This window comes from Streptomyces sp. NPDC093225, assembly GCF_044753805.1.
GTDB lineage: Bacteria > Actinomycetota > Actinomycetes > Streptomycetales > Streptomycetaceae > Streptomyces.
The window spans coordinates 148,282-172,205 of record NZ_JBIVNX010000016.1; the positions used below are offsets into that span (position 1 = coordinate 148,282).

At 73.8% G+C, this 23,924-nt stretch carries 16 protein-coding genes; 6 read left to right on the top strand and 10 right to left on the bottom strand.

Annotated elements, in window-relative coordinates; translation table 11 throughout:
* Positions 1–207 precede the first annotated feature (207 nt).
* The 5 genes from ACIQCH_RS17415 to ACIQCH_RS17435 form a co-directional block, all read right to left on the bottom strand.
* A complete protein-coding gene (locus ACIQCH_RS17415) occupies positions 208–1,359 on the bottom strand; it encodes an XdhC family protein (protein WP_402581662.1) in 1,152 nt (383 codons plus the stop codon).
* Positions 1,360–1,473: 114 nt separating this feature from the next.
* Entirely contained in the window at positions 1,474–2,937 is a 1,464-nt protein-coding gene (locus ACIQCH_RS17420) for an NCS2 family permease (RefSeq protein ID WP_402581664.1), read from the bottom strand.
* A 412-nt stretch (positions 2,938–3,349) separates the two neighbouring features.
* Entirely contained in the window at positions 3,350–5,752 is a 2,403-nt protein-coding gene (locus ACIQCH_RS17425; RefSeq protein ID WP_402581666.1) for a xanthine dehydrogenase family protein molybdopterin-binding subunit, read from the bottom strand.
* 2 nt (positions 5,753–5,754) lie between these two features.
* Positions 5,755–6,354, bottom strand: a complete 600-nt coding sequence (locus tag ACIQCH_RS17430) for a (2Fe-2S)-binding protein (RefSeq protein WP_402581668.1) — start codon at positions 6,352–6,354, stop codon at positions 5,755–5,757.
* A gap of 2 nt (positions 6,355–6,356) precedes the next feature.
* Positions 6,357–7,250 (bottom strand): FAD binding domain-containing protein, encoded by an 894-nt coding sequence (locus tag ACIQCH_RS17435; protein ID WP_402581669.1) that lies wholly within the window; start codon positions 7,248–7,250, stop codon positions 6,357–6,359.
* A 253-nt stretch (positions 7,251–7,503) separates the two neighbouring features.
* On the opposite strand from ACIQCH_RS17435, the gene ACIQCH_RS17440 reads away from it, so the two are divergent.
* Positions 7,504–9,168: a PucR family transcriptional regulator gene (locus ACIQCH_RS17440; protein ID WP_402581671.1), complete on the top strand. Its 1,665-nt coding sequence runs from the start codon at positions 7,504–7,506 to the stop codon at positions 9,166–9,168.
* A 183-nt stretch (positions 9,169–9,351) separates the two neighbouring features.
* Positions 9,352–10,113 carry a hypothetical protein gene (locus ACIQCH_RS17445; protein WP_402581672.1) on the top strand — a complete coding sequence of 254 codons (762 nt, stop codon included), beginning with the start codon at positions 9,352–9,354 and terminating at the stop codon, positions 10,111–10,113.
* Between the two features lie 54 nt (positions 10,114–10,167).
* Here ACIQCH_RS17445 and ACIQCH_RS17450 read toward each other — a convergent pair whose 3' ends face one another.
* Positions 10,168–11,010, bottom strand: a complete 843-nt coding sequence (locus ACIQCH_RS17450; RefSeq protein WP_402581674.1) for a GntR family transcriptional regulator — start codon at positions 11,008–11,010, stop codon at positions 10,168–10,170.
* A 194-nt stretch (positions 11,011–11,204) separates the two neighbouring features.
* On the opposite strand from ACIQCH_RS17450, the gene ACIQCH_RS17455 reads away from it, so the two are divergent.
* Both ACIQCH_RS17455 and ACIQCH_RS17460 read left to right on the top strand, forming a co-directional pair.
* Positions 11,205–12,092: a (2Fe-2S)-binding protein gene (locus tag ACIQCH_RS17455; RefSeq protein WP_402581676.1), complete on the top strand. Its 888-nt coding sequence runs from the start codon at positions 11,205–11,207 to the stop codon at positions 12,090–12,092.
* A 260-nt stretch (positions 12,093–12,352) separates the two neighbouring features.
* A complete protein-coding gene (locus ACIQCH_RS17460; RefSeq protein WP_402581678.1) occupies positions 12,353–13,411 on the top strand; it encodes a DUF2637 domain-containing protein in 1,059 nt (352 codons plus the stop codon).
* 12 nt (positions 13,412–13,423) lie between these two features.
* Here the strand turns inward: ACIQCH_RS17460 and ACIQCH_RS17465 are convergent, their stop codons facing one another.
* The 4 genes from ACIQCH_RS17465 to ACIQCH_RS17480 all read right to left on the bottom strand — a co-directional run bounded on the left by ACIQCH_RS17465 (position 13,424) and on the right by ACIQCH_RS17480 (position 21,806).
* Positions 13,424–13,945 (bottom strand): ATP-binding protein, encoded by a 522-nt coding sequence (locus ACIQCH_RS17465; protein WP_402581679.1) that lies wholly within the window; start codon positions 13,943–13,945, stop codon positions 13,424–13,426.
* Between the two features lie 194 nt (positions 13,946–14,139).
* A complete protein-coding gene (locus tag ACIQCH_RS17470) occupies positions 14,140–15,882 on the bottom strand; it encodes a pyruvate dehydrogenase (protein WP_402581681.1) in 1,743 nt (580 codons plus the stop codon).
* 171 nt (positions 15,883–16,053) lie between these two features.
* Complete coding sequence (locus tag ACIQCH_RS17475) at positions 16,054–17,688, bottom strand: hypothetical protein (protein WP_402581683.1); 1,635 nt, start codon at positions 17,686–17,688, stop codon at positions 16,054–16,056.
* A 341-nt stretch (positions 17,689–18,029) separates the two neighbouring features.
* Positions 18,030–21,806: a S8 family peptidase gene (locus tag ACIQCH_RS17480; RefSeq protein ID WP_402581684.1), complete on the bottom strand. Its 3,777-nt coding sequence runs from the start codon at positions 21,804–21,806 to the stop codon at positions 18,030–18,032.
* Positions 21,807–22,033: 227 nt separating this feature from the next.
* Between ACIQCH_RS17480 and ACIQCH_RS17485 the strand changes: the two genes are divergently transcribed.
* Both ACIQCH_RS17485 and ACIQCH_RS17490 read left to right on the top strand, forming a co-directional pair.
* Positions 22,034–23,014 (top strand): helix-turn-helix domain-containing protein, encoded by a 981-nt coding sequence (locus tag ACIQCH_RS17485; RefSeq protein ID WP_402581700.1) that lies wholly within the window; start codon positions 22,034–22,036, stop codon positions 23,012–23,014.
* Positions 23,015–23,135: 121 nt separating this feature from the next.
* A complete protein-coding gene (locus ACIQCH_RS17490) occupies positions 23,136–23,618 on the top strand; it encodes a DUF456 domain-containing protein (RefSeq protein ID WP_402581686.1) in 483 nt (160 codons plus the stop codon).
* Positions 23,619–23,924 lie beyond the last annotated feature (306 nt).

Here is a 23,924-nt window from a genome sequence, read left to right on the forward strand (position 1 = left end):
CCTGCCGCAGGGCCTGCAAGCCGCAGCGGGTCAAGAGGCGAGGGGCCCGCACACCACAGGGCGGCCCCTGCCAGAGCCCCACCCCACGACGGGCCAGCACTGTCACGAGCCGTTCGGTGAAACGGGGTCAGGTGTTGAGCCGGCGCCGTCACATCCGGGCGGCGCCCTCTCCACTCACGGAGAGCCGCCCCCAGCCCCTTCCGGCAGTCAAGCCACCGAGCCGATGCGGCCCACGACCCGCTCGCTGCTGTCGTGGTGGATCGGGGTGTGGGCGCCGGTGAGGGCCGCGCCGCTGCCGCCGCGCCGGTTGGCGACGATCTCGGCGGCGATGGACAGGGCGGTCTCCTCCGGGGAGCGGGCGCCGAGGTCCAGGCCGATCGGGGAGCGCAGGCGGGCGATCTCGAGTTCGGTGACGCCGACCTCGCGCAGCCGCTCGTTGCGGTCCTCGTGGGTGCGGCGGGAGCCCATCGCGCCGACGTAGGCGACGGGGAGCTTGAGGGCGAGTTCCAGGAGCGGGACGTCGAACTTGGCGTCGTGCGTGAGCACGCACAGCACGGTCCGGCCGTCGACGTGCGTCTCGGCGAGGTAGCGGTGCGGCCAGTCCACGACGATCTCGTCGGCGTCCGGGAAGCGGGTCTTCGTGGCGAAGACCGGCCGGGCGTCGCAGACGGTGACGTGGTAGCCGAGGAACTTGCCGATGCGCACGAGCGCGGAGGCGAAGTCGATGGCACCGAAGACGATCATGCGGGGGGCGGGGACGCTCGACTCGACGAGGACCTTCAGCGGGCTGCCGCAGAGCCGGCCGTCGGCGCCCATCTCGAGGGTTCCGGTGCGGCCGGCGTCGAGCATCGCGCGGGCCTCCTCGGCGACCGTGCGGTCCAGCTCGGGGTGGCCGCCCAGGCCGCCCTCGTACCGGCCGTCGGAGCGGACCAGGACCACCTTGCCCATGAGCTCGGCGGGGCCCTCGGCGATCCGGGCGACGGCAGCGGGCTCGCCGGCCGCGGCGGCCGCGAGCGCGGCGGCGTACACCGTGCGCTGCGGGGAGTCCGCGCGGACCGGGGTGACGAGGATGTCGATGATGCCGCCGCAGGTCAGACCCACGGCGAAGGCGTCGTCGTCGCTGTAGCCGAAGCGCTCGGCGACGGTCTCGCCGTCCTCGAGGGCCTGCTGGCACAGCTCGTAGACCGCACCCTCCACGCATCCGCCGGAGACCGAGCCGATGGCGGTGCCCTCGCCGTCGACGGCGAGCGCCGCACCGGGCTGCCGGGGCGCGCTGCCGCCCACCGACACGACGGTGGCGATGGCGAAGTCGCGTCCCTGCTCGACCCACCGGTTCAGCTCTTCGGCGATGTCCAGCATGTCGGCCTCCTGACGAGGTTCGGGTTCCAGTATCGGATGCGCGTGCGCGGGGCGCGGGTGGTGCGGGTCCGGCACCGGCCGACCTGGGTCAGCCGGTGCCGGTCACCGGGGGGCTCAGTGGACGCCGAGCCAGCCCTCGATGGGGTGCAGGGCGTAGAAGACCACGAAGATCGCGGTCAGGCCCCACATGAAGCCGCCGATCTCGCGGGCCTTGCCCTGGGCGAGCTTGATCACGACGTAGGAGATGACGCCGGCGGCGACACCGGCCGTGATCGAGTAGGTGAACGGCATCAGCACGACGGTCAGGAAGACCGGGATGCTGGTGGCGCTGTCGGCCCAGTCCACGTGGCGGGCGTTCTGCATCATCATCGCGCCGATGACGACCAGGGCCGCGGAGGCGACCTCACCCGGGACGATCTGCGTGATCGGGGTGAAGAAGAGGCAGGCGGCGAAGAACAGGCCGGAGACGACCGAGGCGAGGCCGGTACGGGCACCCTCGCCGACACCGGTGGCGGACTCGACGAACACGGTCTGGCCGGAGCCGCCCGCGATGCCGCCGATGGCACCGCCGGCGCCGTCGATGAACAGGGCCTTCGACAGACCGGGCATGCGGCCCTTGTCGTCGGCGAGCTTGGCCTCGGTGCCGACGCCGATGATGGTGGCCATCGCGTCGAAGAAGCCGGCCAGGACCAGGGTGAAGACGATCATGCCGACGGTCATCACGCCGACGTCGCCCCAGCCGCCGAACTCGACCTTGCCGAAGAGCGAGAAGTCGGGCATCGAGACCGCGGAGCCCGAGAGCACCGGCGGGCCGTTCTTCCAGGCCTTGGCGTCGATGTCGATGACGGCGTTGAGGATCGCGGCGACGGCGGTGCCGCCGACGATGCCGATCAGGATCGCGCCGGGGACCTTGCGGGCCTGCAGGGCGAAGATGGTGAGCAGGGTCAGGCAGAAGATGGCGACGGGCCAACCGGCGAGCTCACCCGTCGGGCCGAGCGTCACGGGGGGACCGAACTCGGGACCGCGGCCGACGAAGCCGGCCTTGAAGAGGCCGATCAGGGCGACGAACATGCCGATGCCCATGGTGATCGCGTGCTTCAGGGCGAGCGGGATGGCGTTCATGATCATCTCGCGGAGGCCGGTGACGACCAGGAGCATGATCACGACGCCGTACATCACGCACATGCCCATGGCCTGCGGCCAGGTCATCTCGGGGGCGACCTGCGAGGAGATCACACCGGAGACGGAGAGGCCGGCGGCGAGGACCAGGGGTACCTTGCCGACGAAGCCCATCAGGAGCGTGGTCACGGCCGCGGCGAAGGCGGTGGCCGTGATGAGGGCCTTCTGGCTCAGGGTGTCGCCCGCGACGTCCTTGCCCGAGAGGATGAGCGGGTTGAGCAAGAGGATGTACGCCATCGCCATGAAGGTGGTGATGCCGCCGCGCACTTCGCGCGTGACCGTGGATCCTCTGTGCGTGATGTGAAAGTACCGGTCGAGCCAAGACGTGCCGGCGGGCTGGCGAGTTCCCTCGCCGGCGTCTTCCGCGGTGGTCTTGGGCTCCACTGACGACTGGGTCATGGTGCCTAACTCCCAAGGTTCAAAGGGGCACCCGCATGAGGTGCATGAAGGCTGCGGGATTTGGGACTGCGTTTGGCTGCACGACCCGGGGTGACGGCCCGAGCTGTGTTACTGCTGGGGTGTGCGGCAAAGCCGGTGCATCGGGTGATGCGGTGGCATCCCTTGATGCGGGGGTGAAGCGTTCCGCGAGCGGTGCGGTACTTCGGTGCTCCGGGCGGTGCGCGGTGAAGTGTGACGTTCCCATGCGCACCGCCCGGAGAGTCTTTCGTTCCGGGAGCTGTGCGTCCCCCGGAGCGGGGGGTCCGGGGGCCGTGCGCCCCCGGAGGGTTGTTCCGGGACGTCCCGGTCCCGGGGGTGGGACCCGTGGGGGTCCCTGGGTGCCGGGGGCCTCGGGCCCCCGGCATCCGCCGTCCTAGAGGGTTCCGGTGAGGGCCTCGGGACGGATCGGGGTCTTGTTCAGCTCCAGGCCGGTCGCCGCCCGGATCGCCGCGAGGACGGCCGGGGTGGACGACAGGGTCGGGGCCTCGCCGAGGCCGCGCAGGCCGTACGGCGCGTTCGGGTCCGCGAGCTCCAGGTAGTCGACCGGGATGCTCGGGGTGTCGAGGATCGTCGGGATCAGGTAGTCCGTGAAGGAGGGGTTGCGCACCTTCGCGGTCTTCGGGTCCACGATGATCTCCTCCATCACCGCGACACCGAGACCTTGGGTGGTACCACCCTGGATCTGGCCGACGACGGAGAGCGGGTTGAGCGCCTTGCCCACGTCCTGGGCGGTGGCCAGCTCGACGACCTTGACCAGGCCGAGCTCGGTGTCCACCTCGACCACCGCGCGGTGCGCGGCGAACGTGTACTGGACGTGGCCGTCGCCCTGGCCGGTGACCAGGTCGAACGCGACGGTCGGCTTGTGGCGGAACTCCAGCTCGATGTCGATGGGGTCCTCGCCGTCGAGGATGTCGGCGATCTCCGCCAGCACCTCGCCGCCGTCGGTGACGACCTTGCCGCCCTCCAGAAGGAGCTCGGCGGTGGCCCACGCCGGGTGGTACGAGCCGTTCTTGCGGCGGCCGATCTCCAGGACCGCCTCGCGCACGGCCTCGCAGGTGTTCTTCACGGCGCCACCGGTCATGTACGTCTGCCGGGAGGCGGACGTGGAACCGGCGGAGCCGACCTGCGTGTCGGCCGGGTGGATCGTCACGTTGGTGACGCCCAGCTCGGTGCGGGCGATCTGCGCGTGGACGGTGACGCCGCCCTGGCCGACCTCGGCCATGGCCGTGTGGACCATCGCGACGGCCTCGCCGTTGACGACCGACATGACCACGCGGGCGGTGGAGTAGTCGTCGAAGCCCTCGGAGAAGCCGACGTTCTTGATGCCGACCGCGTAGCCGACGCCGCGGACGACGCCCTCGCCGTGGGTGGTGTTCGACAGACCGCCGGGCAGCGCGCGGACGTCCGCGCCCTCGCCGGCCGTCTCCCACTGGCGCTCCGGCGGCAGCGGGCGGGCCTTGACCCGGCGCAGCAGCTCGGCGACCGGCGCGGGCGAGTCCACGACCTGGCCGGTGGGCATGATCGTGCCCTGCTCCATGGCGTTGAGCTGGCGGAACTCGACCGGGTCCATGCCCAGCTTCGCCGCGAGCTTGTCCATCTGGGCCTCGTACGCGAAGCAGGCCTGGACGGCGCCGAAGCCGCGCATGGCGCCGCAGGGCGGGTTGTTCGTGTAGAGGGCGATGGCCTCGATGTCGACGTCGTCGATGACGTACGGGCCGACGGAGAGCGAGGAGGCGTTGCCGACGACCGCCGGGGAGGCCGACGCGTAGGCGCCGCCGTCCAGGACGATCTTGCACTTCATGTGCGTGATCTTGCCGTCCTTGGTGGCGCCGTGCTCGTAGTACAGCTTCGCCGGGTGGCGGTGCACGTGGCCGAAGAAGGACTCGAACCGGTTGTAGACGATCTTGACCGGCTTGTTGGTCGCGAGGGCCAGCAGGCAGGCGTGGATCTGCATCGAGATGTCCTCGCGGCCGCCGAAGGCACCGCCGACGCCGGAGAGCGTCATGCGCACCTTCTCCTCGGGCAGGCCGAGGACGGGGGCGATCTGCTTGAGGTCCGAGTGCAGCCACTGGGTGGCGACGTAGAGGTCGACACCGCCGTCCTCGGACGGCACGGCGAGGCCGGACTCCGGGCCGAGGAAGGCCTGGTCCTGCATGCCGAAGGTGTACTCGCCCTCGACGATCACGTCGGCGCGCTTGCGCGCCTCCTCCACGTTGCCGCGGATGATCGGCTGGCGGTGCACGATGTTCGGGTGCGGGACGTGACCGGCGTGGTGGTCGTCGCGGCCCTCGTGGATCAGCGGCGCGTCGGCGGCGAGGGCGGAGGCCTCGTCCGTGACGAGCGGCAGCTCCCGGTAGTCGATCTTGATCTTGGCGGCCGCGCGGCGGGCGGTCTCGGGGTGGTCGGCGGCGACGAGGGCGACCGGCTCACCGTGGTGGCGCACCCGGCCGTTGGCCAGGACGGGGGTGTCCTGGATCTCGAGGCCGTAGTTCTTCATCTCGGCCGGCAGGTCGTCGTACGTCAGGACCGAGTAGACGCCCGGCATGGCCAGCGCCTCGGAGATGTCGATGGACGCGATCTCGGCGTGGGCGACGGTGCTGCGCAGGGTCTGGCCCCACAGCATGTCCTCGTGCCACATGTCCGAGGAGTACGCGAACTCGCCGGTGACCTTCAGGGTGCCGTCCGGGCGGAGCGTGGACTCGCCGATGCCGCCCTTGTTGTGCTTCTGGGAGACGTTGGTCGGCGTACCGGAAGGAGCGGTGCGGGTGTTGGCCATGATCAGACCGCCTCTCCCTGACGGGCGGCCGCCAGGCGGACCGCGTCGAGGATCTTCTCGTAGCCCGTGCAGCGGCAGAGGTTGCCGGACAGGGCCTCACGGATGTCCTGGTCGGACGGGGAGGCGTTGGCCTCCAGGAGCGCGTCGGCCTGGACCAGCAGACCCGGGGTGCAGAAGCCGCACTGGACGGCGCCGGCGTCGATGAACGCCTGCTGGATCGGGGAGAGCTCGCCACCCTCACCGGTCTGGGAGTCGGTGCCCTTGGCGGTCCACTGCTTGGCCGCGTCGGTGGAGACGCCGCCGGCGCCGCCGCACGCGCCGGTGCCGCACGCGTGGCCGTGCTCCTCGCGCTGCTTGGAGAAGTCGGCGAGACCCTCGACGGTCACGACGTCGCGGCCCTCGACCTGACCGGCCGCGACCAGACAGGAACAGACCGGCACGCCGTCGAGGCGCACCGTGCAGGAGCCGCACTCGCCCTGCTCGCAGGCGTTCTTGGAACCGGGCAGGCCCAGGCGCTCGCGCAGGACGTAGAGGAGGGACTCGCCCTCCCAGACGTCATCCGCTTCCTGCGGGCGGCCGTTGACGGTGAAATTGACGCGCATGGTTACGCAGCTCCTTCCAGCGTGCGGCCGTTGGTGCCGCGGTACTGCTCCCAGTTCCAGACCAGCTGGCGGCGAGCCATGATGCCGACCGCGTGGCGGCGGTACTTCGCCGTGCCGCGGACGTCGTCGATCGGGTTGCAGGCGCCGGAGGCGAGCTCACCGAACTGCTTGGCGATGGACGGCGTGATGACCTTGCCGTTGTCCCAGAAACCGCCCTCTTCGAGCGCGGCGTTGAGGAACTCCTCGGCGGCCTTCGCGCGGATCGGGGTCGGGGCGGCCGAACCGATGCCGGTGCGGACCGTACGGGTCTCCGGGTGCAGGGCGAGGCTGAACGCGCACACCGCGATGACCATCGCGTTGCGGGTGCCGACCTTGGAGAACTGCTGCGGACCCGTGGCGTTCTTGACGTGCACCGACTTGATGAGCTCGTCCGCGGCGAGCGCGTTGCGCTTGACGCCGGTGTAGAACTCGTCGATCGGGATCATGCGGACGCCGCGTACCGACTCGACCTCGACCTCGGCGCCGGAGGACAGCAGGGCCGGGTGGGCGTCGCCGGCGGGCGAGGCGCAGCCGAGGTTGCCGCCGACACCGCCGCGGTTGCGGATCTGCGGGGACGCGACCGTGTGCGACGCGATCGCGAGGCCCGGCAGGGTGCCACGCAGGTTCTCGATGATCTGGGTGTACGGGACGGAGGCGCCGACACGCGTGACCTCCTCGCCGACCTCCCAGTCCCGCAGCAGCTCGATGCGGTTGAGGTCCAGGAGGTACTCCGGACGGCGGTGGTCGAAGTTGATCTCGACCATCACATCGGTACCACCCGCAATCGGCACAGCGGTGGGGTGCTCGGCCTTAGCGGCGAGCGCCTCCTCCCAGCTGGCGGGGCGAAGGAAGTCCATGTGCGGCTCTCTTCTTCTTAATCGGGTCGTTCACTTCAAGCCAGGAGGGCCGAAGTCCCTCGACTGGTCGTTCACGTGCTGTTAACGCGGTGTGGAGTCAGTACACAAGCCACGCGTCCCTCGGGTGCAGTCACCGAAACCATGAAGCAGTTGGCTGACGACCTCCCTCGTCTTGTAGATTCGTATGAAAGGCGAGAACCGCACACCTCGCTGATTTTCAACGGCAACATCGAGACAGATCGGAAACGACCCCATGCGGCTGCGCGCACTGCTGGAAACCGAAGCGCTGGGCCTGCGGCTGCTCGGCGGCGACGAGGAACTCGACCGGACAGTTCGAGGCGTCATGACCACGGACCTGAAGGACCCGAGCCGGTACCTCTCCGGCGGAGAATTGGTGCTGACGGGCCTTGCCTGGCGACAAGATCCGGCCGACTCCGAGCCTTTCGTACGAATCCTTGTGGGTGCGGGCGTCGCGGGCCTCGCGGCGGGCGAGGCGGAGATCGGCGGCATCCCCGAAGATCTCGTTTCGGCCTGCATCCGGCACCGGCTGCCGCTGTTCGCCGTGAACGAGGACGTTGCATTCGCCACGATCACCGAGTACGTCGTGCGACAGGTGTCCGGTGAGCGGGCGGGGGACCTCGCGGCCGTCGTCGACCGGCACCGGCGCCTGATGACCTCGGGCCCCGCCGGTGGCGGACCGGATGTGGTGCTGGACCTGCTCACCACCGACCTCGATCTGCGGGCATGGGTGCTCTCCCCCACGGGGCGCCAGATCGCCGGGGCGGGAGAGCCCCTCTCGCCCGGCGTCTGCGCGGCGCTCGCGAGCGAGCACCTGGCGGCGGTCCGGACCGGTCGCCGGGGCCCGCACCGGATCTCCATCCAGGGTATTACCTACTCCCTCTTCCCGATCAGGGGGAACGGCCGCACCCCGGGCCTGGCCGGGCGCGACGTGCGCGAGAGCGTCCTGTCCGACTGGCTGCTGGCCGTGGAGGCCGACGCGGGCGACTGGCCGGCCGAGCGGCTCGACCTGCTCCAGGGCGTCACCCAGCTGATCGCCGTCGAGCGCGACCGGCGCGACGCGGCCCGTACGGTGCGCCGCCGGCTGGCGCAGGAGGTGCTGGAGCTGGTCCAGACGGGCGCCGCGCCCGCCGAGATCGCCGCCCGCCTGCGGGTCGCCGCCCCGGTGCTGCTGCCCGGCCTGGGCGCGGCCCCGCACTGGCAGGTCGTGGTGGCCCGGGTGGACTGGGAGGGCGGTGACGTCGCCGGCGGCCCGGTGGCCCAGTCGCTGCTGGAGGAGATCCTGGTCGACCCCCGACTGTCCGGGCCCGAGCCGTCCGACCGGATCGCGGTCGCCCATTCGGGTGACGAGGCGATCGCACTCGTCCCGCTGCCCGCGCTGGCCGGCGAGGGCGAACCGGACACCGCGCTGCACGCCGACGTCCTGCTGACCGCCGTGCGCGAGCCGCTGGCCGCCGGCCTGGCCGACGACGGCCGGCTCACCCTGGGCGTGAGCGCCGCCGTGCACTCGGCCGAGGGCCTGCGCGGCGCGCTGGAGGAGGCCCGGCACGCCCGCCGGGTCGCCGCGGCCCGCCCGGGGCGGGTGTGCGCGGCCGGCCACCACGAGCTCGCCTCGCACGTGCTGCTGCTGCCCTTCGTCCCGGACGACGTCCGGCGCGCCTTCACGGCCCGCCTGCTCGACCCGCTGCGCGACTACGACCGGCGCCACCGCGCCGAGCTCATCCCGACGCTGGAGGCGTTCCTCGACTGCGACGGCTCGTGGACGCGCTGTGCGACGCGACTGCACCTGCACGTCAACACGCTGCGCTACCGCGTCGGACGGATCGAGCAGTTGACGGGCCGTGACCTGTCCCGGCTGGAGGACAAGCTCGACTTCTTCCTCGCCCTGCGGATGAGCTGACGCGATGTCGGTCCGGCGGGCCGGGAGGCGCTTCCCTGCCCGCCGCAGGCTGGCTGAAAACACGACGGATGGATTGTGAAACCGTTCACCTGACCCCTTGGCCGCGCCCACCGGTGTGTGCTGGGATTCGCCCACAGGGCTCGAAGACGCGCGCTTTGGGGAGGGAATGTGGCGGAGACCGCCATGTCGGGTACCGGAACGGCCGGGGACGAGGATCCCCTCCAGCGGGCGATATGGCGGCTGCGGTCACGCGGCTGTTGGACGGATGCGGCGGCGCTGCTCGAAGCCCATGCCGCCCGGCCGGGCCCCGCGGTCCAGCGCACGGCGCTCCTGGTGGAGCGGTGCCTGTTCACCGGTCAGGGGTGGGCCGAGGCGGAGGACGCGCTGCGCGCCGCGGAGTCGGTGGCGCGGGAGGACGAGGACCGGGGGGCCGCCGCCTGCGAGCGGGGCCAGCTGGCGTACGCGGCGACGGTGCTGGGGGTGCGCGACCGGGCCGACGAGGCCCGCTCCGCCCTCGGCCGGGCGGCGGCCCTGCTCTCCCCCTCCTCCCGTTTCCGGCCACTGCTGGACTTCCGCCGCGGGCTGGTGGCCGAGCACCTCGCGGACGCCCCGCAGTCGGCCAAGCCGGCGTACCGGCGGGCGCACGCTGGCGCGGCCTCCCAGGGCGACCTGCTGCTGCTGTCCTTCACCTACCGGCACCTGGCGGCGCTGGCGCTGCGGGAGGGCGAGCTGGCGGAGGCCCGGCGCGGCTTCTCGGAGTCCCTGCGCCTGCGTGAGGAGCTGGGCTTCCTGATCGGTACGGCCCCGGCGCTGGCGGCCCTCGCGGAGGCCGAGCCCGAGCCCGAGGCCACGCGGCTCCGTCAGGAGGCCGCCCGCCTGTTCCGCCTCCTGGGCGGCATCCCCACCTGGCTGGCCGACCAGCTGACCCCGTCCCCGGCGGTCTGACCCCGGGGCGGGAGGCCCGGGCCCCGGGGGGCCTCGGGCCGGCGGGCGGGGGCGCTACGGGTGAGAGCCCGTGAAGTGCTCGCGGACCAGGGACTCGACGACCGGGAGGTCCTGGGCGATCAGCGCGTCAAGGAGGGCGGAGTGCTCCGCCGCGTCGGCGACGAGGTCGGCGCGGCGGACCACCGGCACTCCCGGGAGCGGCCACTGCGACCGCCGGTGCAGGTCGTCCGCCACGACGACGAGCTGCTCGTTGCCGGCCAGCGACAGCACCGCCCGGTGGAACGCCCGGTCGGACTCCGCGTACCCCGCGACGTCACCGGCGGCCGCCGCGGCGGTGGTCGCGGCGGCCAGCGGCCGCAGGGTGGGCCAGGTCGACGCCGGCACCGTACGGGCGAGCCGCAGCATCACCGGCACCTCCAGCAGGGCCCGTACCTCCGCCAGCTCGGCCAGCTCGCGCACGGTCCGCTCCACGACCCGGAAGCCGCGGTTCGGCAGGCACTCCACCGCCCCCTCGACGGCCAGTTGCTGCATCGCCTCGCGCACCGGCGTCGCCGAGACCCCGAAACGCTCCCCCAGCGCGGGCCCCGAGTAGATCTCGCCGGGCACGAGCTCGCCGCCCACCAGGGCCGCGCGCAGGGCGTCGAGGACCTGGCCGCGGACGGAGTGCCGCGCCACCTTCTGCGTCGGGACCGCGGGCAGGGCCGCGGCCGGGTCGTCGGGAAGTCCGGCACCGGGGATCTGCGGGGGCGCGGACGGACGCGTCGGGCCGGGCGAGGGGGCGGCGTCCGGCGCGGGCGGGCGCGTCGACTCCGGGGGCAGCGGCGCGTCCGGCGCGGTCGAGGACCGCACCGGGTCCGGCGGGGCCGGGTCGGTGGAGGCCGTATCGGGCATCGGCACGCGGTCCTCCTGACGTCTGGTCGCTTCTCCTCCCGGGGTCCGGGGGATGTGCGCCGGATCATGGCCGGGACTTCCCCCCGCTCTGAGGATAGGTGACGCGGACCACCCGGTCGGAGGTGCCGTGCGGTACGGACCAACCCGCGGCGGGTAAGGTAAGGCTTACCTGCTAACGATCGTGATTCGGTGGTTCCGCCATGCCCGACCCGGCCGCCCTGCCGCCCGTCGCCACCGCGACCGCACCCGCACCCGCACCCGCCGCCGGCTCTCCGGTGGCGGACGCGTACGCGCGCCTGGCCGCGGCCCACCCGGGACTACGGATCACCGAGCGGTCCGCGACCGACCCGGCCCCGCGCGGTGCCGGCTGGGTCGGTGCGGCCGAGCTGGCGGCCGGCGGTGCGGCCCTCGACGCGTTCCTGGCGTGGGACGCCGCCCAGGTCCTGCGGGACTACGGGGGCCCCGGCCGCCCCGACGTGGTGGCCGGCTTCGGTCTGCACCGGTACGCCTGGCCGGCCTGCCTGCTGTTCACCGCGCCCTGGTTCCTCGCCCGCCGGGTCCCCGAGCTGCCCGCCACGGCGGTGGCCTTCCACCGCACGCGCGGGCTGATGTCGGTCCGGGTGGGCGGGTTCGCCTGCCTGCCGGACGACCCGGCGGCCGGCCTCCCCGGGGCCCGGGTCGTCCCGGACGAGGAGGCCCTGCGGGCGGAGGTGCGGGCAGCGGTGTCCCGCCACCTCGAACCCGTCCTGGCCGGCTTCGGCCCCCGGATGCGGCGCGGCCGCCGGGCACTGTGGGGCATGGTCACGGACGAGGTGGTCGAGGGGCTGTGGTACGTCGCCGGAGTCCTCGGCGAGGAGGTCCGGGCCCGGGAGGAGCTGGACCTGCTGCTGCCCGGGGCGACCGCCCCCTACACGGGCTCGGCCGGCTTCCGCACCCTGCGCGGCCCCGGCGGCGAGGAGCTCGCGACCCGCGACCGGGCCGGCTGCTGCCTCTTCTACACGGTGCGGCCGCAGGACACCTGCGTCACGTGCCCGCGTACGGGCGACCCGGAGCGGATCGCCCGGCTGACGGCCCCGACGGCCGCGTGACGGCGCCCGTCGGCGTCCCCCACCCGGCCCAGCCCCCGCGGCACGGGCGGAGCCGCGCCCCGGAGCGCCACACCACCCGATGGAGTGCCGCTCCTCGAACATAAATTCCATGACTCATACGGGAGTTCGAGACAGATCACCCTATCCGGAGGTCCGCGCACCTCATTGGCGTTCTCTTGTCCCGAAACCCGCGTGCGGCCCGATCCCCATCCGCCACTATGGCGCCCGGAACGCCGCTCACGCGATGCAAGGGACACCGGATGAGACTGACCGACATATCGCTGGACTGGCTGCTTCCCGGCAGCCTGCTGATCCTCGGCGTGCTTGCGGCAGTGGCGGTGCTGGCCCGCGGCAAGCGCGAGGCGGAGAAGGCCGCGGCCGACGACAGCTGGGAGCGCAGCGAGGAGCGTCGGCGCCGCAAGGAGGCGATCTACGGGATCGCGTCCTACGCCCTGCTGTTCTGCTGTGCCGCGGTGGCCGCGGCGCTCTCCTTCCACGGCCTGGTCGGCTTCGGCCGCCAGAACCTCAACCTCTCCGGCGGCTGGGAGTACCTGGTCCCGTTCGGCCTCGACGGCGCCGCCATGTTCAGCTCGGTGCTCGCGGTCCGCGAGGCCAGCCACGGCGACGCGGCGCTCGGCTCCCGCCTCCTGGTGTGGATGTTCGCCGGCGCGGCCGCCTGGTTCAACTGGGTGCACGCGCCGCGCGGGATGGGCCACGCCGGTGCCCCGCAGTTCTTCGCCGGCATGTCGCTGTCCGCGGCCGTCCTCTTCGACCGCGCGCTCAAGCAGACCCGCCGCGCCGCCCTGCGCGAACAGGGTCTGGTCCCGCGCCCGTTGCCGCAGATCCGGATCGTCCGTTGGCTGCGCGCGCCGCGCGAGACCTTCGGCGCCTGGTCGCTCATGCTGCTGGAGGGCGTACGGACCCTCGACGAGGCCGTCGAGGAGGTGCGCGAGGACAAGCGGGAGAAGGAGCAGACCCGGCTCCGCAGGCGGGAGCAACAGCGCCTGGAGCGCGCCCACCTCAAGGCGCTGGGGCGCCAGAACCGGGCCTTCGGGCGGCCGCGCGGCCGCCAGGTCGAAGTACCCGGCCTGACCGCGGGATCGGGCTCCGCGCCGGTCGGCGCGGAGCCCGCCATAGTGGAACCGGGACAACTGCCACTGCGCCAGCGCCCCTCCCTCCAGGCCGTCGGGGGTTCCAGCTCCACTGACGGCTTCGGGAACCGGACCGTCGACCTCACGGCGGAGGACGACACCCAGACCATCCCGCGCCTCGACTCACTGGAACGCAAACTCAAGGACCTGGAGCAGCAGTTCGGCTGACGGACGCGCGCGTCACCCGCGACGGGGCGCCGGAGGGCCCACCTCCGGCGCCCCGTCCCGTCCTGTCCCCGGCGGTTCCGCCCCGCCCCTCTCGGCCCTGCCACTCGCGGCGTCGTCCCTCTCGGCTCTGCCCCTCGCGGCCCGGTCCCGCTGGACCCCGTCCCCTTCCGTCCCGCCCAGTTCGAACCAGACGACCTTCCCGGTCCCCCGCGCCGTCACCCCCCAGGCATCGGCCAGCGCCTGCACCAGGAGCAGCCCCCTGCCGTGCGTACCGTCGTCGGCGGTCGGTACGAGCGGCTCGGGGCGCTTCGCGGTGTGGTCGAGGACCTCGACCCGGAGCCGGGAGCCGGCGAGCCGGGCGGTGACCTCGGCCCCCTGGTCGGTGTGCACCAGCGCGTTGGTGACGAGCTCCGTGGTCAGCAGCTCCGCCACGTCGGCGGCCTCCGGTCTCCCCCACTCCCGCAGCAACTCCCGCAGGGCCCGCCGGACATCACCCACGCACCGCAGGTCCGCCCGGCGGAGCCGACGGCTCATCCGCCGCTCCGTCTCCACCTCCTCGGCCGGCTCCCGCGCGCCGGGCCGGCCCCTTCGCATCTGCTGACCGGCTTTCGCCCCCACCCGCACGGCGACTCCCCCATCCCCTTCCCGGAACCTCGAACAGGCCTACGGGGGATGCATGCCCCGCGCGGGCGGCGGCACTCCTGCGCTCCGAAGCGCGCCGGAACGGCTTATGGCCTGGGCACATTCCGGAGATTCGAGCGGGCCATCTGGAGCATCCTGCCGACGCCTCCGTCGAGCACGATCTTGCTGGCGGAAAGGGCGAATCCCGTGACCATTTCGGCCCTGATCTTCGGTGGAATGGACAGCGCATTCGGATCGGTCACGACGTCCACCAGTGCAGGTCCCTCGTGTGCGAACGCGTCTTTCAACGCGCCCGCCAGGTGTTTCGGCTTCTCCACCCGGACCCCGTACGCACCCGCCGCCCGGGCGACGGCCGCGAAGTCGGGATTGCGGTTCGCCGTTCCGTACGGCGGCAGTCCGGCTACGAGCATTTCCAACTCGACCATGCCCAAGGAGGAGTTGTTGAACAGCACCACTTTGACGGGCAGGTCGTACTGCACGAGGGTGAGGAAATCTCCCATCAGCATGGAGAACCCGCCGTCGCCGGACATCGAGACCACCTGCCGGCCGCGGTCGCTGAACTGCGCGCCGATGGCCTGCGGCAGGGCGTTCGCCATCGAGCCGTGGCTGAAGGAACCGATGATACGACGGCGCCCGTTCGGGGTGAGATAGCGCGCCGCCCACACGTTGCACATTCCCGTGTCCACCGTGAACACCGCGTCGTCCGCGGCGAGTTCGTCCAGCACGGACGCCACGTACTCAGGGTGGACGGGGGTGCGCTTCGCCACCTTCCGCGTGTACGCCCGCACGACGCCTTCCAGCGCGTCGGCGTGCTTCTTCAGCATGCTGTCGAGGAAGCGCCGGTCGGTCTTGGCGCGCACCCGCGGCGTGACGGCGCGCAGCGTCTCGCGGACGTCGCCCCACACCGCGAGGTCGAGCTTGGAACGCCGTCCGAGGTGCTCGGGCCGCACGTCCACCTGCACGATCCGCACGTCGTCGGGGAGGAAGGCGTTGTACGGGAAGTCGGTGCCGAGCAGGATCAGCAGGTCGCACTCGTGCGTGGCCTCGTACGCGGCGCGGTAGCCGAGCAGTCCGCTCATGCCCACGTCGTACGGGTTGTCGTACTGGATCCACTCCTTGCCGCGCAGGGCGTGCCCGACCGGCGCCTTGACGCGCTCGGCGAACTGCATCACCTCGGCGTGCGCGCCGGCGGTGCCGCTGCCGCAGAAGAGGGTCACCCGGTCGGCCTCGTCGACCATCCGGACGAGCCGGTCGAGCTCGCCGTCGCCGGGGCGCACGGTGGGGCGGCTCGTGACGATCGCGTGCTCCACCGCCTTGTCCGGGGCCGGCCGGGACGCGATGTCGCCGGGGAGCGCGACCACGCTGACGCCGCTGCGGCCGACCGCGTGCTGGATGGCGGTCTGCAGCAGGCGGGGCATCTGGCTCGGGTTGGAGATCAGCTCGCAGTAGTGGCTGCACTCGCGGAAGAGCTGGTCGGGGTGGGTCTCCTGGAAGTAGCCCAGGCCGATCTCGCCGGAGGGGATGTGGGAGGCGAGGGCGAGGACCGGGGCCATGGAGCGGTGGGCGTCGTACAGGCCGTTGACGAGGTGCAGGTTGCCGGGGCCGCAGGACCCGGCGCAGGCCGCGAGCCGGCCGGTGACCTGGGCTTCGGCGCCGGCCGCGAAGGCGGCGGTCTCCTCGTGCCGGACCTGGATCCACTCGATGCCGCCGGTGCGGCGGATGGCGTCGACGACGGGGTTCAGGCTGTCGCCGACCACGCCGTACAGGCGCCGTACGCCGGCCCGTACGAGGATGTCGACGAACTGCTCCGCCACGTTCTGCTTGGCCATGGAGGGGGTGCCCTTTCCGGACCGCGGGTGGCGGCCGGTGCGGCGCCCGGCCGGGGCCGGGCCGCCGGCGGCCTGGTGGTGCCGTGCCCGACCGGAGCCGGGCGCGCGCCTCCCATCAACGCACGGGTGCGGCCGCCGCGCCTCTCGGGCGCCCGTCCTCGGAAGGTCGCCCTACGTCTCCCAGACCGCGGCGGCGGTGCGGTCGTCGGCGTAGCCCTTGACGCGGATCTGGGTGTCGGCGAGGAAGGCGGCCAGCCCCGGGGGCCCGGCCGCCTCCGGGCCCCAGCGACCGGCGAGGGCCTCGGGGAACAGGGGCTCCTCCCGCAGCGGCTCGGCGAGCCCCGCCGAGCAGGCGAGCAGGGTGTCGCCGGGGCGGGCGAGGGAGGCGCGGAAGCGGAAGGGCTGCTCCGGCACCTGTGGCTCCATGTCCTCCCAGGCCCCGCCGCGCAGTCGGAACACCCCGCCCTCGCCGGTGCCGAAGGCCACGCGGATGCGGCATTCGGGGTCGATGGGCAGCAGCAGGCAGCGCAGCCCGGTGGGCTGGGGCCGGTCCTCGGCGCGCAGCCGGCCGTACGCGCGGTCGGTGAGGCGCTGGAGTCCGGAGCGGAGGTCGTCGCGGCGGCCGGCCCTGATGTCGTCGCCCAGCCGCTCCTGGCTGCGGCCGATGGCCCCGGCGATCCAGCGGCACAGTTCGGCGTCGGCCTGCGGGGCGCCCGGGACGGCGCGGTCGCCGCCCGCGACGGCGACGAGGAGCAGGGCGTTGTCGCCGCCGCCGAAGCGGGCGGTGAGCAGGCAGTCGCGGCGGACCTCGCCCCGGTAGCGGGCGGAGTCGCCGCGTACGGAGGCGGCGCGGAGTGTGTAGCGGCCGTACCGGGCGCCTTCTAGGACGGTGTCGTGCACGAGCGCGTCGAGTTCGGTGGGGTCGGTGCGGGGCAGGGCGCCGGGCTCCGGCTCGTAGGTCGGCGGCCGGTCGCCGAGGTAGCGGATGACGGGCCGGCGCGGGAACCGCCGCGTCCCGCCGTCGCGACCCTCGGCGGGGTCTGCGTCGGGATCTGCGTCGGGATCTGCCTCGGGGCCCGCGTCGCCGCCCGGCCGGTCAAGGCCGCCAAGGGCGGCGGGCGGCGGGGTGCCCGGGGCCGTCGGGGGCAGGGGTGGCGCCGCGGGGAGCGGCGGCAGGGGGGAGGACGTGGGGAACTCGGGGGGAGCCGAGCGCTGGGCGGGCAGGCCGGGTGCGGTGCCGCTGCCGTGCGAGGTCTCCCCGGGCCGGTCCCACGGCTGCGTGGCCGCCGCCGCGGCGGGCGGCTGCTCCGGGCGCGGGGGGAGGCCGGCGCCGCGCGCCGGCTCGGGCGGTCGTCCTGCGCCGGTCCCGGAGGGGTCCGGTGGGCGGACGGTATCGGGTGGGGGCGGGTCGTCGGGCCCGCCACCGCTGTACCCGTCGGACTGCTCGGGCGGCTTGGACGGCTCGGGCGGCTCGGCGACCGGGACGTCCGGCAGGGTCGAGCCGGGCCCGTAGCCGGCCGCGGCCGGCGGTGGCCCCTCCCAGGGGGCGCGGGCCCGCGGCGGGAGCCCGCCGCCCTCGGCGGCCCCGGGCGCCCCCGGCGGGGCGGTGGCCGGCGGGGCCCCCGACGGGGGTGGTCCGGCCGTCCCGCGCGGCCCGGGGGGCGGGGGCACCGCCGGGTGGTCGGACAGGCGCGCGGCCGACCGGAAGTGGGCGTCGAGGGTGTCCTCGGATGGCGTCGAGAGGTCCGGCGGGAAGTCCTCGTAGAGGCCTTGCCACCAGTCGTCCGCGTCCCCCTGCTGACTCATGCACTTATTGTCCACCGCCGGGCCAGGACGAAAACCTCTCGAAAGTGTCTCGAAAGTGGGCACCTTTGACGCACCCTCACCACAGCCCCCGCCACCAGCACGAGAGGTCCACCGGGCGGCCCCACCCCCCACGGGAAGGTCGCCCGGCGGACCCCTCTCGGTGACCCGCCGCCGGCCGGTCCGCAGCCCCCACGGCTGCTTCCCGGCCCCGGCGGGCCCGTCTCGTGCGGCCCCTGGGGGCCGCCGCTCCGGACCGGCGCCGCCCGGCCTCCGACCGCCGGGCCCGCTGGCGGGCGGGCCGGCGGCCGGAGGGGTTCGGGGCGACCGGCACCGGCACCGGCTCAGCGCACGGCGTACGCCCGCTCGACGAGCTGGCTGACCGCGTTGCCGTGCGCGTCCGTCAGCTCGACCTTCAGCGACACCGCCCTGCCCGCCGCGCCCGCGTGGTCGACCACGGCCGTCCACGAGGCGCCCGTCCGCTCGGTCCTCGCCGCGGTCCAGTGCTCGCCGTCGTACGAGTACGACAACTTCGCCGCCGTCAGCGCGCCCGGCCGGTACCCGGCGTGGCCCGAGACGGACAGCCCGAGCCGCTGGCCGTGGGTGGCGGGGACGGTCTTGGCGCCGTCCTCCGGGAGCGCGACGCGCGGGAAGAGGATGCCGAGGCCCTGCGAGTACGCGTCCTCGTCGAGCTCCGACCGGAACGTCCACGTCGTCCGCACGGCCGGGGACCGCTCCCAGACCCGTGCGGGTGCGCCGAACTTCGCGACGCTCTGCGTGAGTTCGTACGTCGCCGGCTGCGCCGGCACCTCGAACACGCCGGACGGGAACCAGCTCTCCCCGATCACCTCGCCGTCGCGCTTGAGCTGGAGGCTGCCTATGTCACCGAAGCCGCCCGGCTGCGCGTAGTGGCCGCGGTCGCCCCACATCGCGGAGGCGAAGCCGATGAGGTTGCCCTGCCGTTCGGCGGCGAGCTGCTGCGTGCCGTCCGTCGCGCGCGACGCGACCGGGCCGATGACCCCGTCGTACCAGGCGTCGGTGCGCTTCGAGCCGGCCCGGTAGGTGCGCTGGCGGTCCGTCATGAACTCGCCCCACGGGAAGCTGCTGGAGACCATGTGGTCCCAGGCGGTGTCCCCGGCGGTGTAGTACTCGGTGCGCCGCCCCGGGACCGCCACGGTCTCGATGCCGCCGAAGAACACGCCCTGGCCGGTGGGCCGGTAGGCGCCGGTGCTGTCGATGAAGTCGGCGTCCACGCCCATCGAGCGGTACGTGGACTCCACCGCGCCCAGCTGCCGGTCGCGCACCCGGTAGGTGCGGTCGCCGCGCACCGGGCCCCGCTCCGGGAAGGCGAGGTTGTAGAGGTACGGGCTCCTCGCCGTGGCCTTCCAGGTCAGCGTGACCGCCCCGGCGGCCAGCCGGGCCAGCAGCCCCTCCGCCTCGCCGCTCTCGAGGGTCATGGTCGGCAGCGGGCCGCCCGCGTAGCCGGTGAAGGCGGTCCAGCGGCCGGGGGTGGCGCGGTGCAGCAGCAGGGCCGTGGCCCCGGCGGCCTTCGCGTCCTGGGCGAGCCGGTAGGTGGAAGCGTCCGCGGCCGCCTCGACCAGGGCCACCGCGCCCCTGGCGCCCGCCGCCGCGAGCTCGGCCGGGGTGCCGGAGCCGGCGTCGACGAGCCGGGCGCGGCCGGTGCCGTCGAGGTTGTCGCTGCCGGTGCTCGCGGTGAGCGGGTGCAGGGCGGGGCCGCCGACGGCCTTCAGTTCGGCGACCAGCGGGGCGGCGGCCCGCCAGTAGCTGCCGAACTCGAAGTCGCCGTCGCTCGCCCGGCCTTCGACCGAGGCGTAGAAGCCGCGCAGGGTGCGGCCGCCCGCGGCGGTGCCGGCGTGCAGCCAGACCGGGTCCCAGCTGCGGGCGAAGGCGAGGGTGGCGCTGCGCGTCTCGGTGGGCCGGTCGGCGGCGACGGCGAGCCGGGCGGCCCTGCGGGCGTCGAGGACGACCGTGGTGTCCTTGCGGACCTCGACCTGCGGCCGGCCCATGTAGGTGAGGGAGTCGACGAGTTCGGCCCCCTCGCCCTGGTCGGGCGTACCGATGAAGCTGGACAGGAAGTACGCGCCGGGGCGGACGCGGTAGAGCTGTTCGGTGGCGCCGTCGTTGAAGCGGCGCTCGCCGCTGGCGTCGTCGGTGCCGATGACGTCGAGGGACGAGGGGCCGGCGGCCGGGCGGCCGGCGCGGTCGAGCAGCTTGACGCGCAGGGTGACGGTCTCCGGCTGCACGTGGAGGGCGAACGGGGTCGAGACCGTCCGCCCCTTCGCCGTGGCCAGGACGCGGCCGGTGACGTCGCCGTACTGGGCGCGGGTCAGGTGCGCGGCCGGGTCGAGGGCGAGGGGGACCGTGACGGTGGCGCCGGCCGGGACGGTGACGCGGCGCTGCCCGAGGCGGGCGACGGCGGACCGGACGGCGGAGCCGTCGTTGCCGGTGACCTTCGCGAGGGAGAGGTCGAGGGTGACGGGTGCCGTGCCGGTGTTGGTGTACGGGATCCGGACCGTGGTGCGGTCGCCCGGGTCCTGGGGCCAGCCGAAGCTGCCGCCCTGGACGGCCGGGGAGCTGGTGACGGTGGTGGTGACGGCGGCCAGGACGTCGAGGCGGCCGGCGCCGGTCTCGTGCGCGTCGCCGGGGATGCGCGGGTCGGCGGAGCCGACCAGGGCCTGCTTGATCTGCTGCGCGCTCCAGTCGGGGTGGCGCTGCTTGACGAGGGCGGCGGCGCCGGCGACGTGCGGGGTGGCCATGGACGTACCGGACATGGACTGGTAGGCGTACACGCCGCGGCCGCCCGCGTTGGCGGCGGAGATGCCCACGCCGGGGGCGGCGATCTCGGGCTTGAGGGTGTGCGCGATGCCGGCCGGTCCGCGGCTGGAGAAGGACGCGGTGGAGTCGTCGCGGTCCACGGCGCCGACGGTCAGCACGCTCGGGGCGCAGCCGGGCGAGGAGACGGTGCGGGGGCCGGGGCCGGAGTTGCCGGCGGCGATGACGAAGAGGGTGCCGGTGTTCCGGGCGAGGCGTTCGGCGGCCTCGCTCATGGGGTCGGTGCAGTCGGTCTCGTCGGGGTTGCCCAGGCTCATGGAGACGACGTCGGCGTGCTGGGCGACGGCCCACTCCATGCCGGCGATGATCCACGAGTCCTGGCCGTAGCCGTAGTCGTTGAGGACCTTGCCGTTGAGGAGGGCGGCGCCGGGGGCGACGCCCTTCTTCCTGCCGCCGCTGGCCGCGCCGGAGCCGCCGACGGTGGAGATGGTGTGGGTGCCGTGGCCCTGGTGGTCGTCGGCGCCGTCGGAGTCGGTGAAGTTCTCGGAGGCGGCGATCCGGCCCTTGAGGTCGGGGTGTTCGGCGTCGGCGCCGGTGTCGAGGACGGCGACGCGGGTGCCGGTGCCGTCGTAGCCGGCGGCCCAGGCGGCGGTGGCGTTGACCTGCTTGGTCGAGCGCTCCAGGTTGGCCTGCACCTTGCCGTCGAGCCACAGCTTCTTCAGCTGCCGGGTGCTGCGGGAACGGGGGTCGGTGAGGTCCGCCCAGAACTCGCCGGCCCGCTGCTTGTCGGCGCTGAGCGCGACGCCGTCGACGGAGTCGAGGACGAGGGTGCGCTCGGCGCCGCGGGGGGCGGCGGGTGCGCTGCGGGCCACGTCCACGGCTCCGCCGTCGTACACGGCGATCAGGGGCAGCTTCCGGGCGTGCGCGTCGTCGTAGCCCTGCCGGACGAGTCCGGTGACGTTGAAGAGCTGCTCGTCGACCCGGCCGGCCGCGAGGGCCTTGACGGCGCTCTCGGGGTAGACGTACAGGTCCTTGCCGGACTGCCGGGTCTGGACGAGCGGCTGGCTGCCGTCCGCACGGGGCAGGGCGGTGGCGGCGGTGCGGCCGGCGGCGTCGGCGCTGACGAGGACGCGGTCGCCGGTGACGAGGGTCACCGTGACGGGGCCGGTGCGCTGCCGGGCGGCGGCGTCGCTGCCGGTCAGCGGTCTGGTTCCGGACGCTCCGGTGGACGTTCCGTTTCCGGTCTGTGCCGTCGACGGGGCGACCGCGGTGACGGCGAGGACGGCGGCGGTGGCCGTCCCGAGCGCCGTGCGCGTGATCGGGCGCATCGCTCTCCCAAGGTGAATTCCGGTCGAAGTGGCGCGAGCAGGGCGCAACCGTCCGCAGACGGGCGCGCCGAAATGGCCGTGACCGGTGGTTGTTTGGTGCTGCGGTGGCATGACCTTGGCAGAGCGGTGCCAGGTGCGGTGATGATGTCCCCGGGCGGGTTTGCGCCGTGGCTGTTTTCCGCCGCGGCGGCCCGACGGTGGGCTGGTCCGTGAAGGGGTGGTTTCTGGTGTTGGGTGCGCTCGGTCTCGACGAGGCCCAGGAATCCGCTTATCGCGCGCTGGTGGCGCTGGGGGCGGCCGAGATACCCGATCTGGCGCACCGGCTGGCGCTTCCGGTGCCGCTGACGGAGCGGGCGCTGCGCCACCTCGAACGGCACGGTCTGGCCGCCCAGTCCTCGGCCCGGCCGGGCCGGTGGGTGGCGGCGCCGCCGGGGGTGGCGTTGGGGGCGCTGCTGACGCAGCAGCGGCACGAGCTGGAGCAGGCCGAGCTGGCGGCGGCGCTGCTGGCGCAGGAGTACCGGGCGGAGGCCGCCGAGCCGGCGGTGCACGACCTGGTGGAGGTGGTGACCGGGGCGAGCGCGGTGGCGCACCGCTTCGTCCAGCTCCAGCTGGGCGCGGCGGAGGAGGTGTGCGCGCTGGTCACCGGGCAGCCGCAGGTGGTCACGGGGACGGACAACGAGGCCGAGGAGCGGGCGGCGGACCGCGGGGTGGCGTACCGGGTCGTGATCGAGCGGGACGTGCTGGCCCTGCCGAACGGCCTGCTGGAGGCGACCACCGCGCTGGGCCGGGGCGAGCGGGTCCGGGTCACCGACCGGGTGCCGACGAAGCTGGTGGTCGCGGACCGGAACCTGGCGATGGTGCCGCTGACCGGGCGCGGCTCGGCGGAGCCGGCGGCGCTGGTGGTGCACGCGAGCGGACTGCTGGAGTCGCTGATGGGGCTCTTCGAGGCGGTCTGGCGCGACGCGCTGCCGCTGCGGCTCGGGCCGGCCGAAACGGTCGCGGAGGAGGGGTCCGTACCGGACACCACGGACCTGCAGATCCTGTCGCTGCTGCTGTCGGGGATGACGGACGCGAGCGTGGCCAAGCACCTGGACCTGGGGCTGCGCACGGTGCAGCGACGGGTGAAGGGCCTGATGGAGCTGACCGGAGTGACGACACGGCTCCAGCTGGGGTGGCACGCGTACGAACGCGGGTGGGTGGCGCGCTAGCGGGCGGGCTGGGCGGGCGGGGCGCAGGCCGGTCCAGATCGGTCCAGGCCGGGGGTCCGGTGGGCGTACCGGTCGGTCACGTCGGGTGGCCCGGGGGCGGAGGGTCCGGCACGCTGGGGAAATGGACCTGCCGCAGCAACTCCTGGTGGGGCTGGTGCTGCTGCTCGGCCTGATCGGGGTGCTGATCCCCGGTGTGCCGGGCACGTGGCTCGTCTGGGCCGGGGTCCTGTGGTGGTCGATGCGCGAGCGCACGGGCCTGGCGTGGGTCGTCCTGGTCGCCTCGACGGCCCTGCTGCTGTTCATGGACGTGGTCAAGTGGCAGCTGCCGCCGCGCCGGCTGCGCGGGACGGGCGTCACCCGACGGATGGCGGTGTACGCGGGCTGCGGTGCGCTGCTGGGGTTCTTCCTGCTGCCCGTGGTCGGGGCGGTCGCGGGGTTCGTCGGGGGCATCTACCTGTGCGAACGGCTACGGCTGGGCAGCCACGGGGAGGCGGCGGCCGCGACGCGGGTGGTGATGCGGGCGGTGGGCACGAGCGTGCTGGTCGAGCTGTTCGCCTGCCTGCTGGTGGCGGGGGCGTGGCTGGGGGCGGTGCTGTGGGGGTGAGCGGGGCGGTGGGGCGCGTCGTCGGGCGGTGGGCGTGCCGCGGAGCGGCTCCGTCGCGTGCGCCGTGGGAGCGCTCCTTGGTGCGCGCTGTGGGGCCGCTCCGTGGCGTGCGCCGCGGGACCACTGCATGGCGTGTGCCCGACGGCTCGAAGCCTCTGGGCGATCCGACTCCCCTGCCCGGACCCGGGTCGCCGACTCGAGGGAGTGCCGCCCCGTGGTGTGTGGGGGAGGCGCTTGACAGGGGTGGCAGGCTGGACCGGAGGCAGGCCCGGGCCAGGGGTGGCCGAAGGCCAGGGCGAAGCCCCT

Coding starts and splice junctions, on each gene's coding strand:
- ACIQCH_RS17415 (WP_402581662.1), bottom strand. CDS start 1,359: ATGCTGGACATCGCCGAAGAGCTGAACCGGTGGGTCGAGCAGGGACGC.
- ACIQCH_RS17420 (WP_402581664.1), bottom strand. CDS start 2,937: ATGACCCAGTCGTCAGTGGAGCCCAAGACCACCGCGGAAGACGCCGGC.
- ACIQCH_RS17425 (WP_402581666.1), bottom strand. CDS start 5,752: ATGGCCAACACCCGCACCGCTCCTTCCGGTACGCCGACCAACGTCTCC.
- ACIQCH_RS17430 (WP_402581668.1), bottom strand. CDS start 6,354: ATGCGCGTCAATTTCACCGTCAACGGCCGCCCGCAGGAAGCGGATGAC.
- ACIQCH_RS17435 (WP_402581669.1), bottom strand. CDS start 7,250: ATGGACTTCCTTCGCCCCGCCAGCTGGGAGGAGGCGCTCGCCGCTAAG.
- ACIQCH_RS17440 (WP_402581671.1), top strand. CDS start 7,504: ATGCGGCTGCGCGCACTGCTGGAAACCGAAGCGCTGGGCCTGCGGCTG.
- ACIQCH_RS17445 (WP_402581672.1), top strand. CDS start 9,352: ATGTCGGGTACCGGAACGGCCGGGGACGAGGATCCCCTCCAGCGGGCG.
- ACIQCH_RS17455 (WP_402581676.1), top strand. CDS start 11,205: ATGCCCGACCCGGCCGCCCTGCCGCCCGTCGCCACCGCGACCGCACCC.
- ACIQCH_RS17460 (WP_402581678.1), top strand. CDS start 12,353: ATGAGACTGACCGACATATCGCTGGACTGGCTGCTTCCCGGCAGCCTG.
- ACIQCH_RS17465 (WP_402581679.1), bottom strand. CDS start 13,945: ATGAGCCGTCGGCTCCGCCGGGCGGACCTGCGGTGCGTGGGTGATGTC.
- ACIQCH_RS17470 (WP_402581681.1), bottom strand. CDS start 15,882: ATGGCCAAGCAGAACGTGGCGGAGCAGTTCGTCGACATCCTCGTACGG.
- ACIQCH_RS17475 (WP_402581683.1), bottom strand. CDS start 17,688: ATGAGTCAGCAGGGGGACGCGGACGACTGGTGGCAAGGCCTCTACGAG.
- ACIQCH_RS17480 (WP_402581684.1), bottom strand. CDS start 21,806: ATGCGCCCGATCACGCGCACGGCGCTCGGGACGGCCACCGCCGCCGTC.
- ACIQCH_RS17490 (WP_402581686.1), top strand. CDS start 23,136: ATGGACCTGCCGCAGCAACTCCTGGTGGGGCTGGTGCTGCTGCTCGGC.